General features: G+C 30.5%; 21 protein-coding genes. 5 read left to right on the forward strand and 16 right to left on the reverse strand.

Going from position 1 to position 22,614, the window contains the following annotated elements; translation table 11 throughout:
* From ACREV6_RS07255 to ACREV6_RS07270, 4 genes are all read right to left on the reverse strand, one after another.
* Positions 1-1,086 carry a S1C family serine protease gene (locus ACREV6_RS07255; RefSeq protein WP_431577341.1) on the reverse strand — a complete coding sequence of 362 codons (1,086 nt, stop codon included), beginning with the start codon at positions 1,084-1,086 and terminating at the stop codon, positions 1-3.
* Between the two features lie 334 nt (positions 1,087-1,420).
* Positions 1,421-1,729 carry a YnaG family membrane protein gene (locus ACREV6_RS07260; RefSeq protein WP_431577342.1) on the reverse strand — a complete coding sequence of 103 codons (309 nt, stop codon included), beginning with the start codon at positions 1,727-1,729 and terminating at the stop codon, positions 1,421-1,423.
* A gap of 17 nt (positions 1,730-1,746) precedes the next feature.
* Positions 1,747-2,037, reverse strand: coding sequence for a hypothetical protein (locus ACREV6_RS07265; protein ID WP_431577343.1), 291 nt, complete (start codon positions 2,035-2,037; stop codon positions 1,747-1,749).
* A gap of 121 nt (positions 2,038-2,158) precedes the next feature.
* Positions 2,159-2,374, reverse strand: coding sequence for a helix-turn-helix transcriptional regulator (locus ACREV6_RS07270; RefSeq protein ID WP_431577344.1), 216 nt, complete (start codon positions 2,372-2,374; stop codon positions 2,159-2,161).
* Between the two features lie 388 nt (positions 2,375-2,762).
* Between ACREV6_RS07270 and ACREV6_RS07275 the strand changes: the two genes are divergently transcribed.
* Positions 2,763-4,031 (forward strand): hypothetical protein, encoded by a 1,269-nt coding sequence (locus ACREV6_RS07275; protein ID WP_431577345.1) that lies wholly within the window; start codon positions 2,763-2,765, stop codon positions 4,029-4,031.
* 207 nt (positions 4,032-4,238) lie between these two features.
* On the opposite strand, the gene ACREV6_RS07280 is transcribed toward ACREV6_RS07275, so the two are convergent.
* Positions 4,239-5,177, reverse strand: coding sequence for a GNAT family N-acetyltransferase (locus tag ACREV6_RS07280; protein WP_431577346.1), 939 nt, complete (start codon positions 5,175-5,177; stop codon positions 4,239-4,241).
* A 31-nt stretch (positions 5,178-5,208) separates the two neighbouring features.
* Entirely contained in the window at positions 5,209-6,780 is a 1,572-nt protein-coding gene (locus ACREV6_RS07285; protein ID WP_431577347.1) for an RNA polymerase sigma factor, read from the reverse strand.
* 342 nt (positions 6,781-7,122) lie between these two features.
* Between ACREV6_RS07285 and ACREV6_RS07290 the strand changes: the two genes are divergently transcribed.
* Positions 7,123-8,022 (forward strand): AraC family transcriptional regulator, encoded by a 900-nt coding sequence (locus ACREV6_RS07290; RefSeq protein WP_431577348.1) that lies wholly within the window; start codon positions 7,123-7,125, stop codon positions 8,020-8,022.
* A gap of 85 nt (positions 8,023-8,107) precedes the next feature.
* Here ACREV6_RS07290 and ACREV6_RS07295 read toward each other — a convergent pair whose 3' ends face one another.
* The 3 genes from ACREV6_RS07295 to ACREV6_RS07305 are packed head-to-tail and all read right to left on the reverse strand — an operon-like array spanning position 8,108 to position 10,495.
* On the reverse strand, positions 8,108-8,857 hold the full coding sequence (locus ACREV6_RS07295; protein ID WP_431577349.1) for an MBL fold metallo-hydrolase: 750 nt from the start codon (positions 8,855-8,857) through the stop codon (positions 8,108-8,110).
* A 45-nt stretch (positions 8,858-8,902) separates the two neighbouring features.
* Positions 8,903-9,526: a DJ-1/PfpI family protein gene (locus tag ACREV6_RS07300; RefSeq protein WP_431577350.1), complete on the reverse strand. Its 624-nt coding sequence runs from the start codon at positions 9,524-9,526 to the stop codon at positions 8,903-8,905.
* Positions 9,527-9,571: 45 nt separating this feature from the next.
* Complete coding sequence (locus ACREV6_RS07305) at positions 9,572-10,495, reverse strand: helix-turn-helix transcriptional regulator (RefSeq protein ID WP_431577351.1); 924 nt, start codon at positions 10,493-10,495, stop codon at positions 9,572-9,574.
* Positions 10,496-11,465: 970 nt separating this feature from the next.
* On the opposite strand from ACREV6_RS07305, the gene hflX reads away from it, so the two are divergent.
* A complete protein-coding gene (hflX, locus tag ACREV6_RS07310) occupies positions 11,466-13,274 on the forward strand; it encodes a GTPase HflX (RefSeq protein WP_431577352.1) in 1,809 nt (602 codons plus the stop codon).
* A 106-nt stretch (positions 13,275-13,380) separates the two neighbouring features.
* Here hflX and ACREV6_RS07315 read toward each other — a convergent pair whose 3' ends face one another.
* The 7 genes from ACREV6_RS07315 to ACREV6_RS07345 all read right to left on the reverse strand — a co-directional run bounded on the left by ACREV6_RS07315 (position 13,381) and on the right by ACREV6_RS07345 (position 20,581).
* On the reverse strand, positions 13,381-14,268 hold the full coding sequence (locus tag ACREV6_RS07315) for a sensor histidine kinase (protein WP_431577353.1): 888 nt from the start codon (positions 14,266-14,268) through the stop codon (positions 13,381-13,383).
* A gap of 28 nt (positions 14,269-14,296) precedes the next feature.
* A complete protein-coding gene (locus ACREV6_RS07320) occupies positions 14,297-15,166 on the reverse strand; it encodes a DUF2705 family protein (RefSeq protein WP_431577354.1) in 870 nt (289 codons plus the stop codon).
* Positions 15,159-16,082 carry an ABC transporter ATP-binding protein gene (locus tag ACREV6_RS07325; protein WP_431577355.1) on the reverse strand — a complete coding sequence of 308 codons (924 nt, stop codon included), beginning with the start codon at positions 16,080-16,082 and terminating at the stop codon, positions 15,159-15,161. Before ACREV6_RS07325 ends, ACREV6_RS07320 begins: the two co-directional genes overlap by 8 nt.
* Positions 16,083-16,171: 89 nt before the next feature.
* A complete protein-coding gene (locus ACREV6_RS07330) occupies positions 16,172-16,867 on the reverse strand; it encodes a response regulator transcription factor (protein ID WP_431577356.1) in 696 nt (231 codons plus the stop codon).
* A gap of 250 nt (positions 16,868-17,117) precedes the next feature.
* On the reverse strand, positions 17,118-17,747 hold the full coding sequence (locus ACREV6_RS07335) for a hypothetical protein (protein WP_431577357.1): 630 nt from the start codon (positions 17,745-17,747) through the stop codon (positions 17,118-17,120).
* A gap of 152 nt (positions 17,748-17,899) precedes the next feature.
* A complete protein-coding gene (locus ACREV6_RS07340) occupies positions 17,900-20,200 on the reverse strand; it encodes a M56 family metallopeptidase (protein WP_431577358.1) in 2,301 nt (766 codons plus the stop codon).
* Between the two features lie 3 nt (positions 20,201-20,203).
* The gene (locus tag ACREV6_RS07345) at positions 20,204-20,581 is read right to left on the reverse strand and encodes a BlaI/MecI/CopY family transcriptional regulator (RefSeq protein WP_431577359.1); all 378 of its coding nucleotides are present in this window, start codon (positions 20,579-20,581) and stop codon (positions 20,204-20,206) included.
* Positions 20,582-20,901: 320 nt separating this feature from the next.
* On the opposite strand from ACREV6_RS07345, the gene ACREV6_RS07350 reads away from it, so the two are divergent.
* Together ACREV6_RS07350 and ACREV6_RS07355 are read left to right on the forward strand one after the other, a co-directional pair.
* A complete protein-coding gene (locus ACREV6_RS07350) occupies positions 20,902-21,576 on the forward strand; it encodes a response regulator transcription factor (RefSeq protein WP_431577360.1) in 675 nt (224 codons plus the stop codon).
* 125 nt (positions 21,577-21,701) lie between these two features.
* Entirely contained in the window at positions 21,702-22,592 is an 891-nt protein-coding gene (locus ACREV6_RS07355; RefSeq protein ID WP_431577361.1) for a sensor histidine kinase, read from the forward strand.
* Positions 22,593-22,614 lie beyond the last annotated feature (22 nt).

Genomic DNA, 22,614 nt, shown 5'->3' on the forward strand with positions numbered 1-22,614 from the left:
CTATTGCTCCTTTCCTTTTTTCTTTTCTTTACTTGTTTCTTCCTTTAAAACTACTGTTACATCAAATTTTTTACCTTGGCGACTAAAGGTTAATTTTACTTTATCACCAGGCAAATGTGCTTTTAAAATCTCGTTATAATGAGCTATAGAATTAGTAGGCTTATTATCTATAGAATCCAACATATCTCCTTCTTTTACCTGACCCTCCGTTACCACTGCATCCTTTTGAAGTGTAACTACTTTTAACCCTTGATTAGTAGGAAGTCCAAGCATTGCTGCCCAGTTTTCTTCAAACTCAACACCAATAAAACATCTTTTTATTCTACCAAATTTATTATAATGGTCTACAAAATAATTAATGTTTCCCACAGGAATTGAAAAACTCATTCCTTGATAAAACATATATCCTAATGTGTTTATACCAACTAACTCGCAGTTCATATTAATAAGCGGACCGCCACTGTTACCTGGGTTTATAGCTGCATCTGTCTGTAAATATGTGTACATACTTTCTACAGGTCTATCTAGTCCACTTACAATTCCTTTAGAAGCACTATTTCTATATCCAAAAGACAAAGGTGTTCCTACTGCTACAACATCATCTCCAACTTTTATTTCACTTTCAATTGCTAATTTTATAGGCTTTAAATCTGTCTTATTGATCTTTAATAATGCTAAATCAATTTCCTTATCTGCATATAAAAGTTCTGCTTTGTAAACATTACCATCATATGTAACCACATAAATATCCTCAAGGCCATCTACTACGTGATTATTGGTCAGAATTTTCCCTTCCTTGCCTATTACAACTCCAGAACCATGTTGTAAATTTTTAGGTAGCTTAGAGAATATCGCATCTTGTTCTCTATATTTTGTATTTTTTCCTATGACAGCAACTACAGATTCATTTACTTTTTCAATAACTTCTGATACTTTCTTTGTTTCCTTTTGGACTGATTTTTGTGGTTGCTCTATTATCTTCTCTGGTGCTTTAAGCACTAATTCATTTCCACCTAATGCAAAAACAGGTGTCGTGGTTAAAAATAATGTAGCCATGATCAAAATAGATGATAAAAATTTTTTCATAATAATCCCCCTTTTTCTCCTTTACTTTTTATAGTAAATTGGTAATATTTTGTTTATACTCTTCTTGTACATATTACCATATTTTTATATTTTTTCCAACAATTTAGAAATATTTAATATTTTAATAAATAAGCTCTCATAGATACAGATATCATGTATCCTGCAAAAGAACCAAATATTTTAGTAAGACCTTCTGATTTTAATAACATAAAAAATACGCCCTTTATACATTGATTGTCTAAAGAGAGCGTAACGTGTCAGTAAAAAAATAGTACTCCACATAAGATAAAGTTAATATCTTATGTGGAGTACAGGCTTATTATAAAATGAAGACTTAAACTCCGAATATCAGAGTTCCTAACACCATATAAAGCATTGGAAAAAGGAATAAAATAATATTTAATATTAAACCCCACTTTGCAATATCATCCTTGTTTTTTCTTAATGGAATCAACCCCAGAATTACACCAATAGGTGCAACAAATAAGGGTAATAAGATTAATGATCCTTGTAATTTAGTTTTATGTGTAGGAAATATCTGAACAAATTCATTAATAATAATCACTACAAGAATAAATGCAATTCCAATTGATATCTTGCCAATCAAGGTATGTTTTATTGGTACATCATTGTTTCTGTTCATGTTTAACACCTCCATCATTACTTTTCGTGAATGAAATAAGTTTTTAGACCGATAAAACTTATTATGCTAATAATAAACATTATACCTACATAATTGAGAAGGTTAATTTTATTAATTCCTATATAGGAATATAATACAAACATAAAAACATTCCCAATCATATTTATCCAAAATGTTATATATCCAGCTTTTTGTGCATGTGCTTCTATCCGTTCATCTTTATCTCTTACTAATTTATACCACATTCCTGATTTTAAAAGCGATATATATTCAATTACAGTCCATGCAACAAATATTACTGTTATCAAAGGTAGAACCCAATAACCCCCTCCCTGCACATATAGCGAATAAGTAAATAGAGAGAAACTTCGTGATATCAGTACAATAGACAAAATTACTTTAATTAAGAAACGGTACAGATAAGTCATTTTACTCCTCCTTCATCCAGAATAACTGCTCAATAGATGTTCCTAAAGCCTTGGACAACATTATAGCCAAGCCTAGTGAAGGCTCATATCTTTGCTTTTCTATAGAAATAATTGTAAGTCGAGTTACATCCGCCAACTCCGCTAACTGCTCTTGAGTCAAATTATTTTTATTACGTAAATCCTTTACTCTATTGTATATAATATATTTATTTCCCATTTAAGCCTCCTCTCACGTTAGTCCAAGTATAGTTAACTATACGTTATATGTATACTCTACTATACTTTTAGTGCAAATGTCAAATAAAGTTAAATACAGAGACTTATATATTTAATATTGCCACTTCAAAGAAGATGAACAGCTGCGCTGGTGCTATGGCATGAAGCGTATGTAAGGCATTTCTATATTATGTGTTTTGTGTTATATTTTAAATATGTGGAAAATAATAACGTAAAGAGATTTATTTAAATGGTTACATGTATTACACATCTTACAATAGTAGGAAATATTTAAAATAAAGGATACAGTTTGAAAACTTATACAAAGGGCTATGAACTAATTTAATGAATGATAGAACTAGTTTTAAAATTAGATTTGGAGGTTAATTATGGGTAACTTTGTTGTATGCAATATGGTAAAAAAGCTTAAAGGTAAATATATGAAATTATGGTGGGACACAGATAAATGTTCTCCTATCTTTAACGAAGAAATTAGTTTTAAAGAGAAAATTATACGAGAAAAGCTTATGAATAAGTTTTTGAATACTCTATTTTCTCACTTAAAGAAATGCCCTAAAGATGAAAAAGATCGCGCAGATTGGAGAAATACACTCTGGACCATGATAAAAAACTTTGGTCACACTTCTGGCTTTACTGAAGATGAAATTAACGGTGATTTTTCAAAATCCCTTCCAATTATAACTCATAAATTTATTTGTAATGTAAAAGAATTTGATAGTAATATAACCTTAGATAAAATGGTACAAGCCTTGAGGAATGTTTGGATTATGAATATACTCCAAGTTCTTTTTAACATTAAGGTGGAATACACCCCCTCAATTTTTGCTTATAGCATGCTTTATCCCTATACTGATAATTATTTAGACAGTACTGAAATATCATTTGAAGATAAAAAATTAATTAATGAGAGATTCAAATTAAGATTAGAAGGTGAAGAAATAGAATGGAGTAACTCCTACGAAAAAGCACTATTTAAACTAGTTAGTATAATTGAGGTTCAATATCCTAGGTCACACTATAGTGAAGTATATGAAAGTCTTTTATGCATCCATGCTGCTCAATGTGATAGTCTTACACAACAAAAAGGTATGACTTCACCTTACGAGAAGGATATTCTGGGAATAAGCACTGAAAAAGGTGGTTGTTCCGTACTTGCAGATGCTTATCTTGTACATGGAAGTCTTTCTGAAGCGGAAGCAGACTTTATATTTGCTTATGGCGCACTGCTTCAATTTTGTGATGATTTACAAGATGCAAAAGAAGATTTTAAAAATGGGCATATGACTATATTTTCGGGGACCTCAGAAAAATGGCCTTTAGATAATATTACCAATGCTCTATTTCATTTTTCCAACAAAATAATAGATTTAGATGAAGGTTTTACTTCAAAAGAAGCTCATAAAATGAAAACTTTCTTAAATAAAAATCTAGTTTCTCTTATTTTTGAAGCAATTTCACAAAACTATAACTTGTATAGTAAAGAATATATTAAAAATATTGAGAAATATTATCCTTTTAGAATGTCCTATACGAGAAATCTTTATAAAAAGATAAAGAATAATTATTCAAGTTTTGAAAGCATCCATGGCTACTCCATAGATGATGTTATATTAATAGCAACGGATATAAGTACTTAGCTAAAAAAAGTCTACGTCACTTGTGATACGATTCATCGTACCGAGTAAACGTAGACTTAACTTGCATCATTAGATAATTTAAACTCATGTTACCTGTTTATGGAAGTTTATTACCCGCCACCCTATAAATCTCATACCATTCCTGCCTTGCAAATCTGAATTTCACATTACTCATCACTTAAGTAACGAGTGTGCGTGGTTCAGTTATCAACTAGACGCTTTTTTCCATGTATATCTGTTTCCAACTAACTTAAATCCAGCTGCTTCATATAACCTATTTGGTGCTGGAAACTGCTCTGGAGTAAGCGTAAGCACTGTTGATACCTCCGCGCCTAAACCTCTTGCCGCCTTTAATGCATATAGCATCATTGCCTTACTTATACCTTTTTTTCTGTGCTCACGGAAACAAGCAACAGCCTCAAAACTCACCATTCTATTCTTTTCATCATATCTTCCACTACATAATGCAACTGGTGTGTGCTCTGGCCCCATAACTATGATATCCAATTCATTTCTGTAAGTATCAAACTTTCTTGTATTTCTTAATGCCTGTTCATTAAAATCCATACCAAGACATTGGCTATATATGTGAATTACTTCACTTATATCTGAAAGTTCTTCAAGCGTTTTTATATAATATCCTTTTGGTAATCTAGGCTCCTCTACAGGTTCACTATAATTAAAATATCTTAGAACCCAATACTCATCTGTTTTACAATATCCATTTTCTATTAAAACATCTTCTAACTCAGTATCACCATCAAAAGGACACCATGAACATTCATTAAAGTCACTAATACCAATGTCTTCACTGCCTTCTTTTATAAATTCATTTACAGCTTCTTTTGCAGTCTTAAACATTTCATTAAAAAGATGCTTGTTTTTAGGATTTATAAATAACTGAATTTTATTAAATGGCCATATACCTCCAATAAGTTTATCATCTTCAAACCAAAAAAATGAATTACCTAGCTCTTCAGTAATTGACTCTAAAAAGCTTTTACCTTCCACAATATCAATGCCAAATTCTAACTCATTTAAATTAAAATAAAACTTAGGTCCTGATACTGAAATGCTTTCTTGCAAAAACTCTCTTAACTTAAAATAATCCTGTTCCCCTTGAAATCTTCTACACTTTATTGCCATTTAAAATAGCCCCCCATGTTTTTTACTATTTCTATTTCAATACTGCATACATACCTAGTTTTTCTAAAGAATTAGGTACAATTAAATATCCCTTGGTACACATTTGTTCAGCGATATATCCAACTGAATCCACTTTATATTTCATTTGCGAAACCGCAGGACATATATCTATCAATTGTGATGGTGCGTGATTTTGTACAACCTTTGTTGACTCAAAAGCCGTTAGTTTTATATTTTCTTTTATTATTTTAATAGCCGGCTCCATTAAATGTACAAAAGCATGGTACTGACTTTCCGTAAACACAGGAAATTTAACATTATATTCTCTATTATTATTTGTAATATAGCCTTCACTAATAAGTTCGGCAAGAACTTCGTTATTATCTTCCTTTATATCATGTCTTGCCGTTTTTATAAGCATATCAACCTTATCATCTCTTGGATGAAATTCTTGACACTTCTCTATAATTCTAAAATTGCATACATTAATCCAGTCACTATCAGCTTTCACTTCACATTCTCCATATAATCCATTAAACAAATCGTTTCCCCTAAGGTTATTATTCCCCCAAATATACCCGTGAGTACCATTAGACAATAACGGAAAACCTTCTGTATTTTCAAGTTCCTCATCTTTCGCCTGTGACAAACCCCTCAATAAAGCTATATGAGTCGCTAACCAATAAATCCTATTTTTATTACAATCAGCCCCTATAAAATTGATCTTTCTTATTTTATCCTCATTCTTTTCAATACATTGAAAAAGCTCGTTTGCTACCGAAGGATAAATATCCTTCGTTTTCGTATATACCTCTTCTTCACAGCTTTGAGTAAAAATAATTATATTTGTTTGATATCTAGCCTTATGAAGCAGCGTTATTAAATTGTGTTTCATAAGAATTTTAATCTCATCTTCTAAATAAGGAACTGCTACCCCTAATTCAATACTCATTTCTGCAATTGTCATTGGATTATAATATGCAGCTAATAAAATGTTTCCTGGTAATTTTCTCTCAAACAACTCATAATAAAGCTTATATTCCATTTCATTTATCCACACATCCACACTGAAAATTCCTGGATTATAACTTTTTTCTCCATATTCTCTTGTCATATTCATACCTTCTCTCAATATTTTTCTAGATTTGAAGAGCAAATATTTGACCATTTCCAAAGAAATTCGGAGTTCCTGTGAGATTTGGTTACAGCTTTTATTATCAATATAGTACATTATGGTGGCTTTTCGATGACGCTCTGATAACAAAGAAAGCTCTCTTTTTAAAATGTTTAGTTCATCATTTTGAACCACTACTGTTTCAGGCATTTCACATAAGCTATCTACCAAGTTTTCATCAATACCATAATGCTCTGTTTTTTTACGCTTACGCAGGTACCCTTTGTACACGTTATTTGCAATAGCCCACATCCAACCATAAAAAGCCTGTTCATCACGAAGTGAATTCGCATTCTTTAAAACTTCCTTCACTATTTCCTGTGACAAATCTTCAGCATCTTTACTGTTTGAAGTCCGCGAAAGACAAAAAGCAAATATAGTCTTCATACAATCTATTATTTTTTCATAAACAACTTGTTGTTTGTCCATATTTCACCAATTCCCTAAATTAATTTTGCGGTCCTTTATTGTCTTCATATATATAGTGACGCCATTTATAAAATGGTTAATCAACAAATAAATAAATTTAAATATTCTTTACTCTACTTCAATAATCTTAGTTATAAATCCTTTATAAATCTTTTTTAACAAAATAAATTAAATAACTTTTATTTTGTTGAAGCTATTTTTTATCTTTAACCGGTTTTAGTCCATAATTTCCTTTCCTATTTTTTAATTTCAATATTAACAAATTAGGATAAGACATTTTTTTTATAAATGTTATTATATAATTACCGTACGGGAATTAAGGATTTTAAATGAGGTGACTTGATGAATTATATTAACTCCATTCAAAAAACTATTGATTATATTGATGATCATATCCAAGATAATATATCTGTAGATATGCTAGCTTCAATTGCAAGTTTTTCAACCTACCATTACTATAAAATATTCAGTAGTTTTGTCCATATGTCAGTAATGGATTATGTGACAAAGCGAAAACTACAGTTTGCTTTACATGACCTAACCACTGGAGCAAAGATAATTGATATCGCAATGGATTATGGCTTTGAAACTCATGCCGGTTTTAATAAAGCCTTTAAGCGTGCTTTTGGTTATCCCCCAAGTCTATACAGACTTCATGCTCCAAAGGGATTACCACCAAAAATTAATTTAAAATATTTAAAAGAAAATTTAACTGGAGGGATAATTATGGAACCTAAAATAATTGAAATGCCTAGCTTTAAGGTGGTTGGGTATGAATTTAAAAATAACCTTAAAAATATATTACGTTCAAGCGATATTCCAGCCTTCTGGGCCCAACGTGGTTTTGATGATAACAATTGCGAGGAAAAATTGTATAAGCAGCTAAATCCGCCAAAACATGGAGAGTATTGTATCTGTATTAATACTAATATGGCTACTGATGACTTTTCATATCTAATGGCCGTTGGTGTTGATAACTTTGATAAAGCCACTGATGATATGTACAACTTAGAGATTCCCGCTGCTACCTATGCTATATTTACATCTCCACAGGTACATGAAGATGACTTTGTAGATTCCATTAATGGAACCTGGTCCTATATACTTCAGCAATGGTTCCCAAATTCACAATATGAAATTGATGAAAGTAAATTTGACTTTGAGCACTATGACGAGCATTGTCACCCATGGGAATACGATAAGGTTTCAATGAAAATTTATATTCCAATAAAAAGCATATAAATCCTATAGGGACTATCTCAAAAGATAGTCCCTATAGGATTCAATGGATTAATATCAACCGTCTTTATAAAAATATACTTAACTCTTAATCATAAACACATTCATGCCATTTACTGTCTAAGAATTCGCAGTCACAATCTTTTATAGCTTCTTCATAGGAAATCTTTCTATTACTGCTTAGGATTGCATCAAAATATGCAATCCTATTATTAATCTCATTTTCTACTCTTTCCCTACCACTAATTTGCAACCCATGACTTGGTAACAAAGTATAAGAAGTGTATTCTTTTAATTTGTTTAAAGATTCCATATGCCTTTTTATACAATTGGGGTCTGTTGAGGGTAGTAGTGGCTTACCATCATTCGAAAACATTAGTTCATCAGCAATATATATATACTGCTCATTGATTTTTACAATAATAGTACATAATGAATGTCCTGGAAAAGGAATCAATGTAAGCTGATGTTTGCCGAATTTAATACAAAATTGCTCTTCAATTAAGGTTGTTGGAATAAAATACTTATGCTCTTCCCTTTCTGTCCACAGGTCTAATGTAGTCTTATAATGCTTGCTACCATATACTGATTCTCTGGGCAATACTTTTAGCCCTTGCATATGATCATCATGAAAATGCGAGATGATTATTTTTTCAATATATAGTCCATTGCTTTTCATATCTTGAAGTACCAGTAAAGCTTGGTCCTCGTATGCAGTATCTATCAGAAGAGCTTTATTATCATTAATCAAAGCTGTTATGCTGTTTCCAAAGTGATTCCCAGGTAGTGGGTCAAATATATACTGTATTATTCCTGGTCTTAGTTCTCTTTTTAACATTTCACTTAAAACTCCTTAAATTCATATAATTTTATGTCTCCACTTCTATTTTTTGTCTTTAATATTTTTTAACCAGTTATAGGTATCTTTAATTTCCTCATCATTTTTATAAATATTCATTACTTTGCCTAATTCAACAGAGAATTCGATGAATGCTTGTCCTATTGAAGTTATACAGTTTCCATCTCGAACAACATCCTTATCTACTATATTTATTTTTTCATATATGTGCTTATTACTTTCATCTACTCTAAAGCCCTCAGTATCACCGTTAGCTTCTTTATTATTAAGCAATCCATGATATGCCATAAGTTCAGCCCCACCACAAATACCTGCAATGAATTTATTTTTTTCATTTAATTTTAACATAAATTCTTTTAGTTCTGTTTTTTCATAAAGTTGCACAGGGTTTCCACCAGGAATAATAAAAAGATCAATATCCTCTGGGTTTATTTCTTGTATTGTTTTATCCGGCAAGAATTTTTGTTTTTCTTCACTTATATATACGCGATTTTCTAAAGCTACTGAGCAAATATTATCCCTAAACTGATTAACTGCAAACACAACTTCAAATTCACAAAAACCATCATAATAAAAAACACATACATTCATTTTATAACCTTCTTCCTTTAATTTATTGCTTGTTAAATATTTTTTTAATTTCTTCAAAGTTCTATTCTTCTATTATAAAATACAATGACTGACACCTATATGTCAGTGATTATACTTGCTATATATATTTTTTATGTATTCCACCATTTCTCTTCTTAATTTATCTGGACCTATTACTTCGCAGTCACTACCAAATCCTAAAATGAATTTCTTTAGTCCTTCATCCTCTGGAAAAAAATCTTCAACTATATATGTTCCATTTTCTAAAAGTATAATTTTCTCTTTTGAAAAATATTCACTTAATTGCCCACCTATTTCACTAGAAAACTTTAATGTAACTAATATACTATTTTCTTCATAACTTTTACTAAATATATTTTCTATTTCCTCTTTTGAAATTGGATTTTTTATAAAGCACCCACCTAGCTTCATATTTCTTACTCTAACAAGTTTAAACTTTCTATAGTCTTTTCTTATCCTACAAAAGGCAATAATATGCCAATGTCCATTGGTGAATTCTATCTGAATTGGTTCCACTATTCTCTTTAAATATTCCATTTTTCTATTTATATATTCAAATTCCAATATCCTATTATCTTCAATAGCTTTATTTATCAAAAATAAATACTCCCTGAGTTCCTTCTCCATACTAAAGTGAGACATATCTATACTAAGATTATCACATTCCTTTTTTTCACTGTTGCGTAAAGTTTCAAACTTAAGCACTATATCATTAAATTGTGGGTTGTTCCCAAATAAAAACTTTAAATTATCCATTACAGCAATCAACGGCTCAACTTCTTTTTTATTTAAAAATAGGTTATTTAAAGTATAATTTTCCATAATATAATAGCCTCCACCCTTACCGCCAGTAGCTGCTATAGGCACTCCTGCTTCACTTATCTTTTCTATATCCCGATATATTGTTCTTAGAGACACCTCAAAATGCTCAGCAAGTGCTCTTCCCGTCACTAAACCTTTTTGAGAAATAATTATTAAAATTGATAAAAATCTTTCTGCTCTCATAATATAAACGTTCCCTCCCTTCCCCTCAAAATTTACGATCTTTTTAAGTTTATTTTCCCTCTAAAACCTGTACACCACACCGAACCCACATTTTACAATTTATTTGCATTTTTGTTATGTACAAGTAAATAGTTATTTATAATATATCTTATTATATTATAAACCGTATTCCAAGTATTGTTTTGAATTTGTTTATGGTAAGGCACAGTACCATAATACAAACACTTCTCCATGCAGTATATTTAATAATAGTATCAATTGAAATTTTCAGTAAGCTTTCATATAAAAAATACCCTAGTAAATATACTTATTTTTACCTACATATTCTTTTTATTCTAAAATAAGTATTTACAACCGAGAAAATTTGGGTTATAATAAAAACATAAAATATATTAATAGATTCTGAAAGGAGACTGTAAAATGTTAATTTATAAAGATAAGATTAAATCTCACTCAATCAATAAAATATACAGTCTGCTGTCGGTAATTTAAGTATATTATGATTTAATATACTATATTATTTGATGTTTAAAAATTTCGACCGCAGACTTCATATCTGCGGTTTTGTTATATTTCAAGGAACCAAGTTAGAAATTGGTCCTATTAAATAGAAAGTAAGCTGAATTGTTTTTTCAGTTTTTGCATCTATTTAAATTTGTATAAAAAAACCGCAGAGAAAATCTGCGGTTTTTTGATTTTAGATTTTTATCAATATTTTAGCCGCAAAGCAATGTATACTTCTGTAGTTTACATTGTTTCTGCGGCTTTTATATATTTATGCAGCTTAAAAAATAGCTAGCACAAAATCACCTTAGGGGGAGTTAGAAATGAGCCTAAAATAATAATATTAACTGATCAATAAAAAGTTAAAAATCTGCATAGGAGGCTAAAAAAATGAGGTTTAAATTTATATAGATAGAAACAATTGAAGAATTTATATTATAAATATATTTTGATTGGAGGAAATTATATGATAACAGGAAATATTAATGGAATAAAAAAAATAATACTTGAAAGACTAGAAAACTTATATAAATTAACAATAGATAATGACAGCGTTTTTTCTTATGAATTGGTGGCAGAAATGAATGAAATTAGTAAAGCAATAAAAAAAGAACTATGCGTGGTTATTAATAGGCGAGGTAAACTCACTGCCATTTCAGTTGGTAACATCAATAGTGCTGAAATACCTTCTATGGATATTCCCGGTAAAAAGTTAAGTGGATTTAGGGTAATTCATACCCATCCTACCGGTGACAGCACACTATCTTCAATGGACACTTCAGCCTTAGTAGACCTAAAGTTAGATGCTATTGCTGCAATTGGTGTTAAAGAAAACATGGAAGATGTTAAGATAAATATAGGTTTCTGTGATGTTTTTAATAATATCCTAACCTTTAAAGAGCTTGAAAGCTTAAGCGTCGACGCTTCATTACAATTAAATTTTAGAGATAAAGTAACTTATATTGATAAGCTAACTGGTAACCTAATCAACTATGAAGATGATGTAGAAAGGGCTATTTTAGTGGGAACTGATGGCGAAGAAAGTCTTGAGGAACTTGACAATCTTGCCCAGGCTTGCAATGTTACTTCTGTATGCAAAGTACTTCAAAAGAGAAATAAAGTAGACTCTGCTTATTATACAGGGCAAGGTAAAGTTCAGGAAATAGCACATTTAACACAGATAAAAAATGCAAATGTAGTAATATTTGATGATGAGCTATCAGGTTCTCAGGTTAGAAATTTAGAAGAAGTTATTAAATGCAAAGTAATAGATAGAACTACCTTGATCCTAGATATCTTTGCAAGACGTGCTAAAAGCAAGGAAGGTATACTGCAAGTTGAGCTTGCTATTCTTAATCATAAGCTTCCTAAATTAAGAGATGCCAATGCAAACCTTTCAAGAATCAAAGGTGGTGTCGGTGTAAAAGGTGGCGTTGGATCAAGAGGCCCTGGAGAGAAAAAACTTGAAACTGATAGACGGCACATAGAATACAGAATAGAAGAAATAAAGAACCAACTGTCTAAGGTAATAGAGGGGCGAGCTGTCCAAAAAATAAAAAGAACTAAGAATAATATAAGCAATGTAGCTATTGTGGGATACACCAATGCAGGCAAATCAACTTTAAGAAATAAGCTCTGTGAAATTTCTTCATCCAATAATATAAATAAAGAAGGCGTTCTAGAAGCTAATATGCTTTTTGCAACATTAGATACTACCGTTAGAGCTATAACTTTAAGTGACAACAGAAAAATTGCTTTATCGGATACTGTTGGTTTTATTAGTAAACTTCCTCATGAGCTTGTTAACGCTTTTAAATCCACCTTAGAAGAGGTTACTTCCGCTGATTTACTTTTACATGTGGTAGATGCAGCCAATGAAGAGGCAATAAAACAAATACAGTCAGTAAATATAGTTCTTAATGAGCTTAATGCTAAAGATAAAAATACTATAATTGTTTTAAACAAAGTTGATAAAGCCTCCCATAAAAATTTAAAGGGAGTACGTGATTTCTTAAAAGGTGAAAAAGTAATAGAAGTCAGTGCTCTAAAGGAACTAAATTTACATGAATTACTGCATATTATAGGTATAGAAATTCCAATTAAATTAATAGAAAGAGAATTTATTATCCCTTATGATGAGCAAAAATTAATTTCATTACTTCATGAAAATTCTAATGTTATTAATGAGGATTATATTGAAGGAGGGACTCATATCAAAGCTTTGGTACATGAAGAAATCTATAAAAAATGTAGGAACTTTGAAGTATTAGCTTAATCTTAACAAAAATGACTCCTTAAATTTAAGGAGTCATTAAATTATAATTTACATCTATTCTATGGATATCTTAATTGCTAAAATAAATGTACTACTTAGAAGAACCTTATTTCCATATTATTTTTATGATTAACATTCCATCATTAAGCACAGCCTCTATTTTGTGACCCAAATGTTCAACCAGAGCCTTGGTTATACTAAGTCCAAGCCCCGTATGCTTATCACTCCTTGCTAAATCTGCAGTGAAAAACCTGTCAAAAATATGCTCTACATGTTCTCCTTTTAAGTTTGGAGCATAATTTTTAAATTCTGTAACTATATAATCTTTTTCTTTTCTTAAGGCTATAATTACATTCTTTTCCCCATATTTGAGCATATTATCTATCAAATTTGAAAATATGCGCATTACTGCTTTTTCATCAGCAATTATAGAAGGAACCTTTTCATTAACTTTGATATCCGGCTCAATAGCCTTATTAACAAAATCATTATAAAACAATGCTATAGTTTCACATAACAAATCACTCAAATTAACAGCCTTCAAATCAAACTTATATTCATTGGATTCAATTCTTGATAATTCGAAAAAGCTTGTAATAAGACTTTGCAATGTTACAGTTCTTCTTTCAATTATATCAATATATTTTGCACTGTCTTCTACCCTCAAATTTTTAGTCTTTACCAGCTGCATATATCCCATTATAGATGTAAGAGGGGTTCTTAAATCATGGGATAAATTAGCTATACTGCGCCTTAGCTCTTCTTCTCTATGTCTTACTTTAATATTTATCTTTTGATTCTTTTCATATAAATCATTAATACACAAAACTAAATTTTCAATATCCTTATCTAATGTATTTATTCTAATATTAGGATATCCATCTTTATTTTTTGTAATTTGCTTTGAAATATATTTAATATCTCTTTTATATCTAAAAATAAGAGTAACCAAAATAACAATGATTATAATCAGAAACATAATTAACCAACGCATTTTACTCACTCCTTTTTTAAAATAAACCCTATTTGATATCCTGTTTCTTAAATATAGTTATTCCAGCGGCAGTAGCTATTACTAATGTTATAAATCCAACCACTACAGCCTTTAAAATCTCACCATTAGTTGACCTTATAGATGTTGCCAAAGCCCAATTATAAGATAATGTATCCTCGTACATTTTATCAAACCAAACATATTTTCCATAGAAAAGTGTAATTATTATTGGTAAAATAGACATTACTACTGTTCCTATTCCTATAGTTGATCCATTACTTTTTACTAATGTTGCTAGCAGCATTAATAATGAAATAATCCCCATTCCTACCACTGTAGCGCTAGCAAACACGGCAACTATTTGTACTATCTGCATAAAGGTAAATGGTTCTCCCCATCCAAACATGAAACTCCAACCCACAGTAGGTATACTAACTATTATTCCTAGTATTATAATAAATCCAACACTGCAAGCAATCAATTTCGAAATGTAATAATACTCTCTTTTCTTACCATAAGCTACTATATTCTTTATTGTCCCTGAAGAATACTCACTACCTACCATTGCACCTATCAATATGGCCATTAAAATTTCCACTACACCAGAACCAAATGAACTATAAAATATTTCCATTGCCCTAGGATGAACTATATCCTTAGCACCTAGATGAATCCCGATACTTCCTGACGGCTCTACTGATACATTTGGTTCATTGGCAATTTTATCATTTTCTACATATTGCTTCTGCTGCTCAGGTGACATAGCCTTTAACCTATTTTGGGTACTACTTGATTGACCTAATAAAAGTAGACCTAAGAATAAAGCTATTACACATAATACCTTAAAGGTTCTCGTTTTAAATAATATATATATTTCTGCTTTTACTAATCTAAGCATTTCTACCACCTCCTACTACACTCAAAAAATACTCTTCAAGATTCTGACCTTTTACCCCTATATGATTTACAACTATACCATTAACAGATAGAAGAGTATTAATTTCTCCAATAATATCAAGGTGGCTATACACTCTAATTATATTGTCTTGCATTACCACATAATTAGTTATATTCATTTCCAGTTCTAATAACACAGTAGCTTTCTTAGCATCACTTACTCCAATTTCTATATACTGCTTGCACTTTTCTTTTAACTCTTCCGCAGAAATTTCTTCTACTAATTCACCATTATTTAGTATGCCATAACAGGTTGCAAGTTCTGAAAGCTCACCTAACATATGACTTGATATTAATATAGTTACATCCTTTTCCTTATTTACCTTCTTTAGAAGTTCCCTGATTTCAACAATACTTACAGGATCAAGTCCATTTATAGGCTCATCTAAAATAATAAATGCTGGATTTCCTAAGAGTGCATTTGCAATTCCTAGACGTTGCTTCATACCTAGCGAAAAATTCTTGACCTTTTTATTTTCTACATCTTTTAAATCTACAAGTTCTAAAACTTCCTCTATACATTGTCTTCCTGCTATATTTCTGACTAATCTTGATACCTCAAGATTTTCTCTGGCTGTCATATTGCCATAAAAAGCGGGCGTTTCTACTAAGCTCCCTACCATTGTTCTAACCTTATCTAGCCCATTGTTACCGTTAGCCCCTAAAAGTTCAATTTCCCCACTGGTTCTATGAATTAATCCGGTTATCATTCTTATTAATGTAGTTTTACCAGCTCCGTTTTTTCCTATAAATCCATATATCTGTCCTTTTTCCACTGTCATATTTACATTATTGACAGCCACTTGATTTCCATATTTTTTTGAAATATTATGAGTTTTTAATACTATTTCCTTCATGAATTTCCCTCCTTAACTTATCTTATGTTTACATTATGAACTACAAACAATAAGACCAGCTAAAGCAAATCTTAAGAAAGTATTAAACTTTACTCCTGTAATTTAAACCCTATTCCCCATACTGTTTGTATATATTTTGTTTCACTGTCCCCTCCAGCTAATTTTGAACGCAGATTACTCATATGAACATTTATCGTATTATCATCTCCTAAAAACTCATCCTTCCACACAGTTTCGAATATATTAGCCCTTGTAAATACTTTTTTAGGATTATTCATTAACAACTCTAAAATTGTAAATTCTCTCAGGGTTAAAGTAACAAGCTTGTCATTAATCAGCACTTCCCTTGCTTCTATATCTACAACTATATTTTTATACTTTAATTTATTATCCTCTACCTTCGATACAGAAAATTGTTTATAGCGCCTTAACTGAGCCTCCACTCTTGCTATTACTTCATTAATGTCAAATGGCTTGCCAACAAAATCATCTGCTCCAAGCCTTAATACGTTGATTTTGTCTTCCTGAGCTGTTTTTGCAGATATAACTATAATGGGCATAATTTTCATCTTTCTTATTTCTGATATTAATGCCTCACCACTGATTCCTGGTAGCATTAAATCAAGCAGTAAAATATCATAATCATACAGCTTTATGCACATCTTAGCTTCTGTTCCAGAATATGCACCTTTCACTTTATATCCTTCTATGCTCAATATATTGCACAGCAGTTCATTGATATCTGCATCATCCTCAGCTACTAATATATTAATATCTGATTTCATAGATATTTCCCTCCCCAGTGAAAATTACCATAACTTTTACTTTTTCCCGATACTTATCTTACTATAAATTCACTTATTTCCTATTATACTCCAGCCTACTATAATTTAAAACATAAGAGACGCTTGACTTTTTCCATGAACCTCTAGATAAATAAGACAAGTGATATATTATACATGTATAATATATCACTTGTCTTATTTATGTTATATTGATTTTTAAAAAAAATCGATGACCGATAACCATGGTATTTTATCTGACAAGTTTAAAAAATGTCATGCCACCACTTAAAATTAATGTGTTATTATCTTTAATAAAGAACGTACATCCATTACCTTTTGAATCAGTAGTCTGAATTCGGATAATAGAATCAGTTTTTATACCTAATTTATCAAAGGTAATACCCGGATTATCAACATCAAAGTCAACTTTTGAAACAACAGTTTTCTTATATAAAGGGTTAATAACAACATTATCTAAATCCTTTATCGTGTCCCCAAAGCAAGTCGCTTTTTCTTTTGAAAAACTTAATTTTCTACCAATCAATTGTGTAATATTATCACTTCCATAAGTTCCAACTTTTCCATATGCCAATGGTTTTTCAATAACCCATTGACCATAAAATATTTCTTGTGGTTGTTTTACTTCTCTTTTGGAATTTGTTGTAGCACTACTCTTAGTAGTTGACTTTTCTATTACTGTGTTTGTTTGGTTAGCAGTAGAGCTATTCTTTGGCGCTTGCTCCACCGTTTCTGTACCTGTGGAATTACTCGTAGGGCTATTTGATGCAGTTGATTTTACTGCATTATCTGTTTTTGTTTGAATACTGATGACTGGCTGACTTTGTGTTTCTGCTGTCTTTTGATTTGTACAACCTGCCATAAAAAAGCTCGTAGAAATTAGTGCAATTACTAATAATTTTTTATCCATAGTTCCCCCATTTGTTTATAGATATGATTTTTATCGGCTTATAGATTATTCATATCTTATTTTAAAGTACCTACCTTTATTATAACACTTACGGCATTTCGATTTTAATTAATATAAATATCTAGACTACCTTCTAGTTTCCAATCTAATTTAATATCTTTTGCTACACATTCTTCTTTATTTCCTTTTAATCTAAATAGCGAAATCACATTTTCACCAGTATCTCTAGCAAAAATAATACCCTGTCCTTTTGAAATATACTTAGGCGCAAAATCAAAATTATTTCCTTTAGTTATTTTTTCTACCTTTTTAGTTTTCACATCTACAGTATAAATATTGTGTGGTGCCTTTAACCACTGCTGAACATCCTCATTAGCATTAGATGCTGAATATATAACTTTTTTCCCATCTGGTGAGAAAGATGGTGTCATTGTAACCACCCCCTTAGCAATCATGTTGTATGGGTCATTAGTAGTAGAAATCATACTCTCTGGTAAAATAGGACTAAATGTGCCCTTTATTATATCTACTGTTCCTATAGTTTTGTTAAGATTCATCTCTCTTACGCCACCATTATTAACTACAGCCATCTTTCCATCTATAGGATTTATCGCTAAATTATCTTTATAAGCCAATGCATATACTTGTTCATTATTAAAAGGTGTAAACTTATTATTTTTCACATCATACACTCCAAAAGGAACTCCATCAGTATTTGTTGATCCTGAGTGAACTCTGCACCATATATAAACATAAGCTCCATCCTTTGAAACTCCAGCAACCCTAGGTACTAAGCCCATGTCTCCAGTTTCGTCATTCCAAGGCCTAGATTTTATTATTAAACTTTCTTTTCCTAAAGCTACATCATATTTTATAAGCCCTTTTGCTTCACTATATTGACCATCATCCTTTGTATAATATCTATATACTTCTGCATATATAGTTCCATTTTTATCACTTACCATCTCTTCATAACGTTCTTCACTTTTAATATAAACAGAAGATTTTTTAGTTTTTAAATTAAACCCATTAAGTCCGCCCTTTTCTGCTCCGTATACTAAATCAGTATTATTTCCCCATGCATAACTTACTACTTTGTCCGCAACTTTTATAGCCTTTTTCTGTCCTTTTATTAAGTCAATTTCAGCTATATAAAGACTTCCATCTTTTGTATAAGCAACACTTACTCCATCTGGTGAAATACTAGGATTTTTAAATACTCCACCTTTATCTACTATTACTTCCTTATCTGATTTTAATAAATTTACTGCCCATAAACTCTTATCCTTAACCATTACTGCAAAATCCTTTGAATTTTTATTATCTTTTGTTTTACCTAGCGCACTACCTACAAATGCACCTGTAACAATTACAACTACTGCTACTCCTAATGCTATTGTATTTACTAATCTTTTAGGACTTTTACCATTCTTAATCATTTCCAATCTCTCCTTTAATTGATTTTTACTACTTGCTGCCATAGCATTTGATAAGGTCATTCTTTTATTTAATGATTTATCTATAACATTTAAAATAGCAAGCCCATAATATTTTTTTTCATCACTATTCATATCCTTAATAACTTGAAAGTCGCAGCTTAGCTCACAATTTTTATTTAATTCCTTATGTACCATATAAATCACAGGATTAAACCAATGCAACGCTAAAGCTACAAATGACACTCCTTTAATGTATAAATCCTTACGTTTATGGTGCATTAATTCATGACAAAATATCATCTTTAATATATTTGAGTCAAATTCCCCAGTAGGAATTGTTATTACAGGAGTAAATAACCCTGTAGCCATAGGAGTTCCAATCTCCTCACAAACCTTTAGGGTAATTTTCCTATTAATGCTCAACTTATGGCAACACTCATAAAATAGATCCCTTATCTCTTGCCTTTCAACATTTTTACTACTACACTTCAATTTTTTCTTAAAAAGAATAACTCCTGCCAATTGACTGCAACTTAAAATTATCACTCCTAAAATCCATATAACCCATAAATTATCTTTAATATAGCTTAAAACCTTTATCATTTTTTCCTTAACTCTTGATGTTTTACCTATATCCTGAGCTTTCACTGGGTTTATCTGAAGTGTTTCTTTCGATTTATCATTAGTATATGTATAATTTTTTTTCATTACTTCAGTGTCTTTATTAGTTTCTATAGAGCTTTTTTCTTCTATAAAGGTTGGTATATCAATTAAAGACTTCTCCCCTTTTGGTATTAATGCACCATAAGGAATTATAAAAGTTATTACTGTTATAATAATCAAATAATAATTCCAACAAGGTGTAATTACCTTTTTAGTTATTGGTTTTAAAATAGTTAATATAAAAAAAATTATCGTTCCTGACAAAGATAATATTAAAATCTTATAAAACAACTCAGTTAACATCTCTTACTTCTCCTCTAAAAACCATTCTCTTAATTCTTCCAGGTCTTTTTTATTAACTTTTTTTCCGTTATACAGAGTTGCTATAAAGCTTTTAATAGACCCATTATGCATCTCCTCTAAAAATACCCTTGATTGAACTTCTTTATACTCTTCTTCTGACATAACCTCAGTGTAAAAGTTAGTTTTTCCTCTCTTATCGATTTTTAGTATTCCTTTTTTTACAAGCCTACTAGCAAGAGTTAATACCGTAGTTAACTTCCACGAATTATCCTTTGGAAGGTAATTCAATATATCATTAGTGGTTATTTCTTCACTACTAGGCCACACTATTTTCATAATTTCCATTTCAGCTTCGGAGATTTTCAGATTTTTATTTTCCATAATATCACTCCTTCCTCTACAAGGCGTAGAATAACTTTATATTACGCCTTGTAGAATATAATGTCAATATATTCTTTTTTTGTTAGCTAACAGAAATTACCCGTTGTTTTAAGTATTTTTCGGTAAAAATAAAAAGATTATTTGAAAAGCAAAATCCATTTTAAATATTTTGGACTTTACATATATAGATTTATTGTATAAATAAATGTTACAATTATACTAAACAAGGCAAGATTGAACTAAGTAATCTCAAATTTATATAACATAATATTAGGAGAAACTAAACAATAAGGTTTCACTTTATTTTAGGAGTGTGGAAAATGTATAAGATAATGATAGTTGAAGATGATAAAGCACTGTGCACTAATATGAATGAAATGTTGATAAAGTGGGGGTTTGATACGGCTGTTGTGGATAACTTTGAAAACATAACTGCAGAGTTTGCTAGTAAAAAACCTGATTTAGTTATTATGGATGTAAACCTACCTTATTTTGATGGGTTTTACTTTTGCAGTAAACTTCGCGAAGTATCAAATGTGCCTATAATATTTGTTTCTTCGCGGGATACTAATATGGATATTATTATGGCTATGAATACCGGTGGTGATGAATATATAAGCAAGCCTTTTTCTATGGATATTTTAATTGCCAAAATAAATGCGTTGCTCAGAAGAGCCTATTTTTATGGTGAGCAACCTTCTGATTTAATAGAATGTGATGGAGTAATACTAAACTTAATGGAAAATACCCTTTTATATAAAGAAGATAAAATTGAGCTTACAAAAAATGAATTCAAAGTAATGCTACTGCTTATGAAAAACAGGGGTAAGACCATATCTAGGGAGAGGATAATGAGGGTCCTTTGGGATGATGATAATTTTATTAATGACAATACTCTCACCGTAAATATTAACAGGCTTCGCACTAAACTTTGTGGTATAGGCCTTAAGGATTATATAGTTACTAAAAAAGGCTATGGGTACATACTCCTATGAATGTGATGACATATATAAAAAATTCAACCTTAAAAATTTTATATTTCATTTGTATTTTGTTTACTATAAATATAGTCCTATTGTGTAGCAAGCCTATACATTCACAGCTTACTGATATAGTATACATGGATTTTTTACTGATTTTCATATCATTAATCTTTGCATTTATTGATTATAGAAGGTCGAAATATAATTACAAAGGAATTTGTGAAGCAATAAATAAGGAAGATAACATAGATGCAAGCTTGCCTAATAGCAGTTACTCTTTTGAAGTTCAGCTTATGAAAGACATAATTAATCTTAAAAATGCTGAAATGGAAGGAAAAGTTCAAAAAGTAAAATTAGCCCTTGAGGAAATAGATGATTATATAACAAAATGGGTTCATGAAATAAAAATACCTGTTTCAGTATGTGAACTCCTTTCTGATAAAATAGAGGAAATAGATGTGTCAGAGCAGCTTATACTAGAATTTAACAGGATAAAATTTCTTATTAACCAGGTACTTTATACAAGTCGCGCCTCTAGCTATTCAGAAGATTTACAAATCAGTGAAGTTAATATTGAAAAGTTGGTCAAAGAAGTTGTAAAAAGAAATGCTACCCTTTTCATATCAAAAAATGTGAGTTTAGAACTTGGAAATATAAACTATACTGTTATATCAGATGAAAAATGGCTTTCATATATTGTTGATCAGCTTATTAATAACGCCTGCAAATATGTACCTAATGATGGAAAAATAAATATTTACGCTAAAGATGAAGATAAAGTTATTGTGCTTTATGTTAAAGATAGTGGTATTGGAATAAAAACAAAAGACATAAAGAGAATATTTGACAGAGGTTTTACAGGAGAAAATGGAAGATGCCTCGCAAAATCTACGGGCATGGGTTTATATTTATCTAAAAAGATGGCTCATAAATTAAGTCATGATATATATGTTAAATCTGAGGAAGGACTGGGTACGGAGTTTAGCATATGTTTTTATAAACTATCAGATTACTTTAAAGTTACATAAATGTAACCTTAAAACATTAAAT

It is taken from the genome of Clostridium sp. (assembly GCF_050717515.1).
In the GTDB taxonomy this organism is placed as follows: domain Bacteria; phylum Bacillota; class Clostridia; order Clostridiales; family Clostridiaceae; genus Clostridium_AD.

Bases quoted from the DNA above. Each gene is read 5' to 3' on its own strand.
- ACREV6_RS07255 (WP_431577341.1), bottom strand. From the start codon at position 1,086: ATGAAAAAATTTTTATCATCTATTTTGATCATGGCTACATTATTTTTA.
- ACREV6_RS07260 (WP_431577342.1), bottom strand. From the start codon at position 1,729: ATGAACAGAAACAATGATGTACCAATAAAACATACCTTGATTGGCAAG.
- ACREV6_RS07270 (WP_431577344.1), bottom strand. From the start codon at position 2,374: ATGGGAAATAAATATATTATATACAATAGAGTAAAGGATTTACGTAAT.
- ACREV6_RS07275 (WP_431577345.1), top strand. From the start codon at position 2,763: ATGGGTAACTTTGTTGTATGCAATATGGTAAAAAAGCTTAAAGGTAAA.
- ACREV6_RS07280 (WP_431577346.1), bottom strand. From the start codon at position 5,177: ATGGCAATAAAGTGTAGAAGATTTCAAGGGGAACAGGATTATTTTAAG.
- ACREV6_RS07285 (WP_431577347.1), bottom strand. From the start codon at position 6,780: ATGGACAAACAACAAGTTGTTTATGAAAAAATAATAGATTGTATGAAG.
- ACREV6_RS07290 (WP_431577348.1), top strand. From the start codon at position 7,123: ATGAATTATATTAACTCCATTCAAAAAACTATTGATTATATTGATGAT.
- ACREV6_RS07295 (WP_431577349.1), bottom strand. From the start codon at position 8,857: ATGTTAAAAAGAGAACTAAGACCAGGAATAATACAGTATATATTTGAC.
- ACREV6_RS07305 (WP_431577351.1), bottom strand. From the start codon at position 10,495: ATGAGAGCAGAAAGATTTTTATCAATTTTAATAATTATTTCTCAAAAA.
- hflX (WP_431577352.1), top strand. From the start codon at position 11,466: ATGATAACAGGAAATATTAATGGAATAAAAAAAATAATACTTGAAAGA.
- ACREV6_RS07315 (WP_431577353.1), bottom strand. From the start codon at position 14,268: ATGCGTTGGTTAATTATGTTTCTGATTATAATCATTGTTATTTTGGTT.
- ACREV6_RS07320 (WP_431577354.1), bottom strand. From the start codon at position 15,166: ATGCTTAGATTAGTAAAAGCAGAAATATATATATTATTTAAAACGAGA.
- ACREV6_RS07325 (WP_431577355.1), bottom strand. From the start codon at position 16,082: ATGAAGGAAATAGTATTAAAAACTCATAATATTTCAAAAAAATATGGA.
- ACREV6_RS07330 (WP_431577356.1), bottom strand. From the start codon at position 16,867: ATGAAATCAGATATTAATATATTAGTAGCTGAGGATGATGCAGATATC.
- ACREV6_RS07335 (WP_431577357.1), bottom strand. From the start codon at position 17,747: ATGGCAGGTTGTACAAATCAAAAGACAGCAGAAACACAAAGTCAGCCA.
- ACREV6_RS07340 (WP_431577358.1), bottom strand. From the start codon at position 20,200: ATGTTAACTGAGTTGTTTTATAAGATTTTAATATTATCTTTGTCAGGA.
- ACREV6_RS07345 (WP_431577359.1), bottom strand. From the start codon at position 20,581: ATGGAAAATAAAAATCTGAAAATCTCCGAAGCTGAAATGGAAATTATG.
- ACREV6_RS07350 (WP_431577360.1), top strand. From the start codon at position 20,902: ATGTATAAGATAATGATAGTTGAAGATGATAAAGCACTGTGCACTAAT.
- ACREV6_RS07355 (WP_431577361.1), top strand. From the start codon at position 21,702: ATGGATTTTTTACTGATTTTCATATCATTAATCTTTGCATTTATTGAT.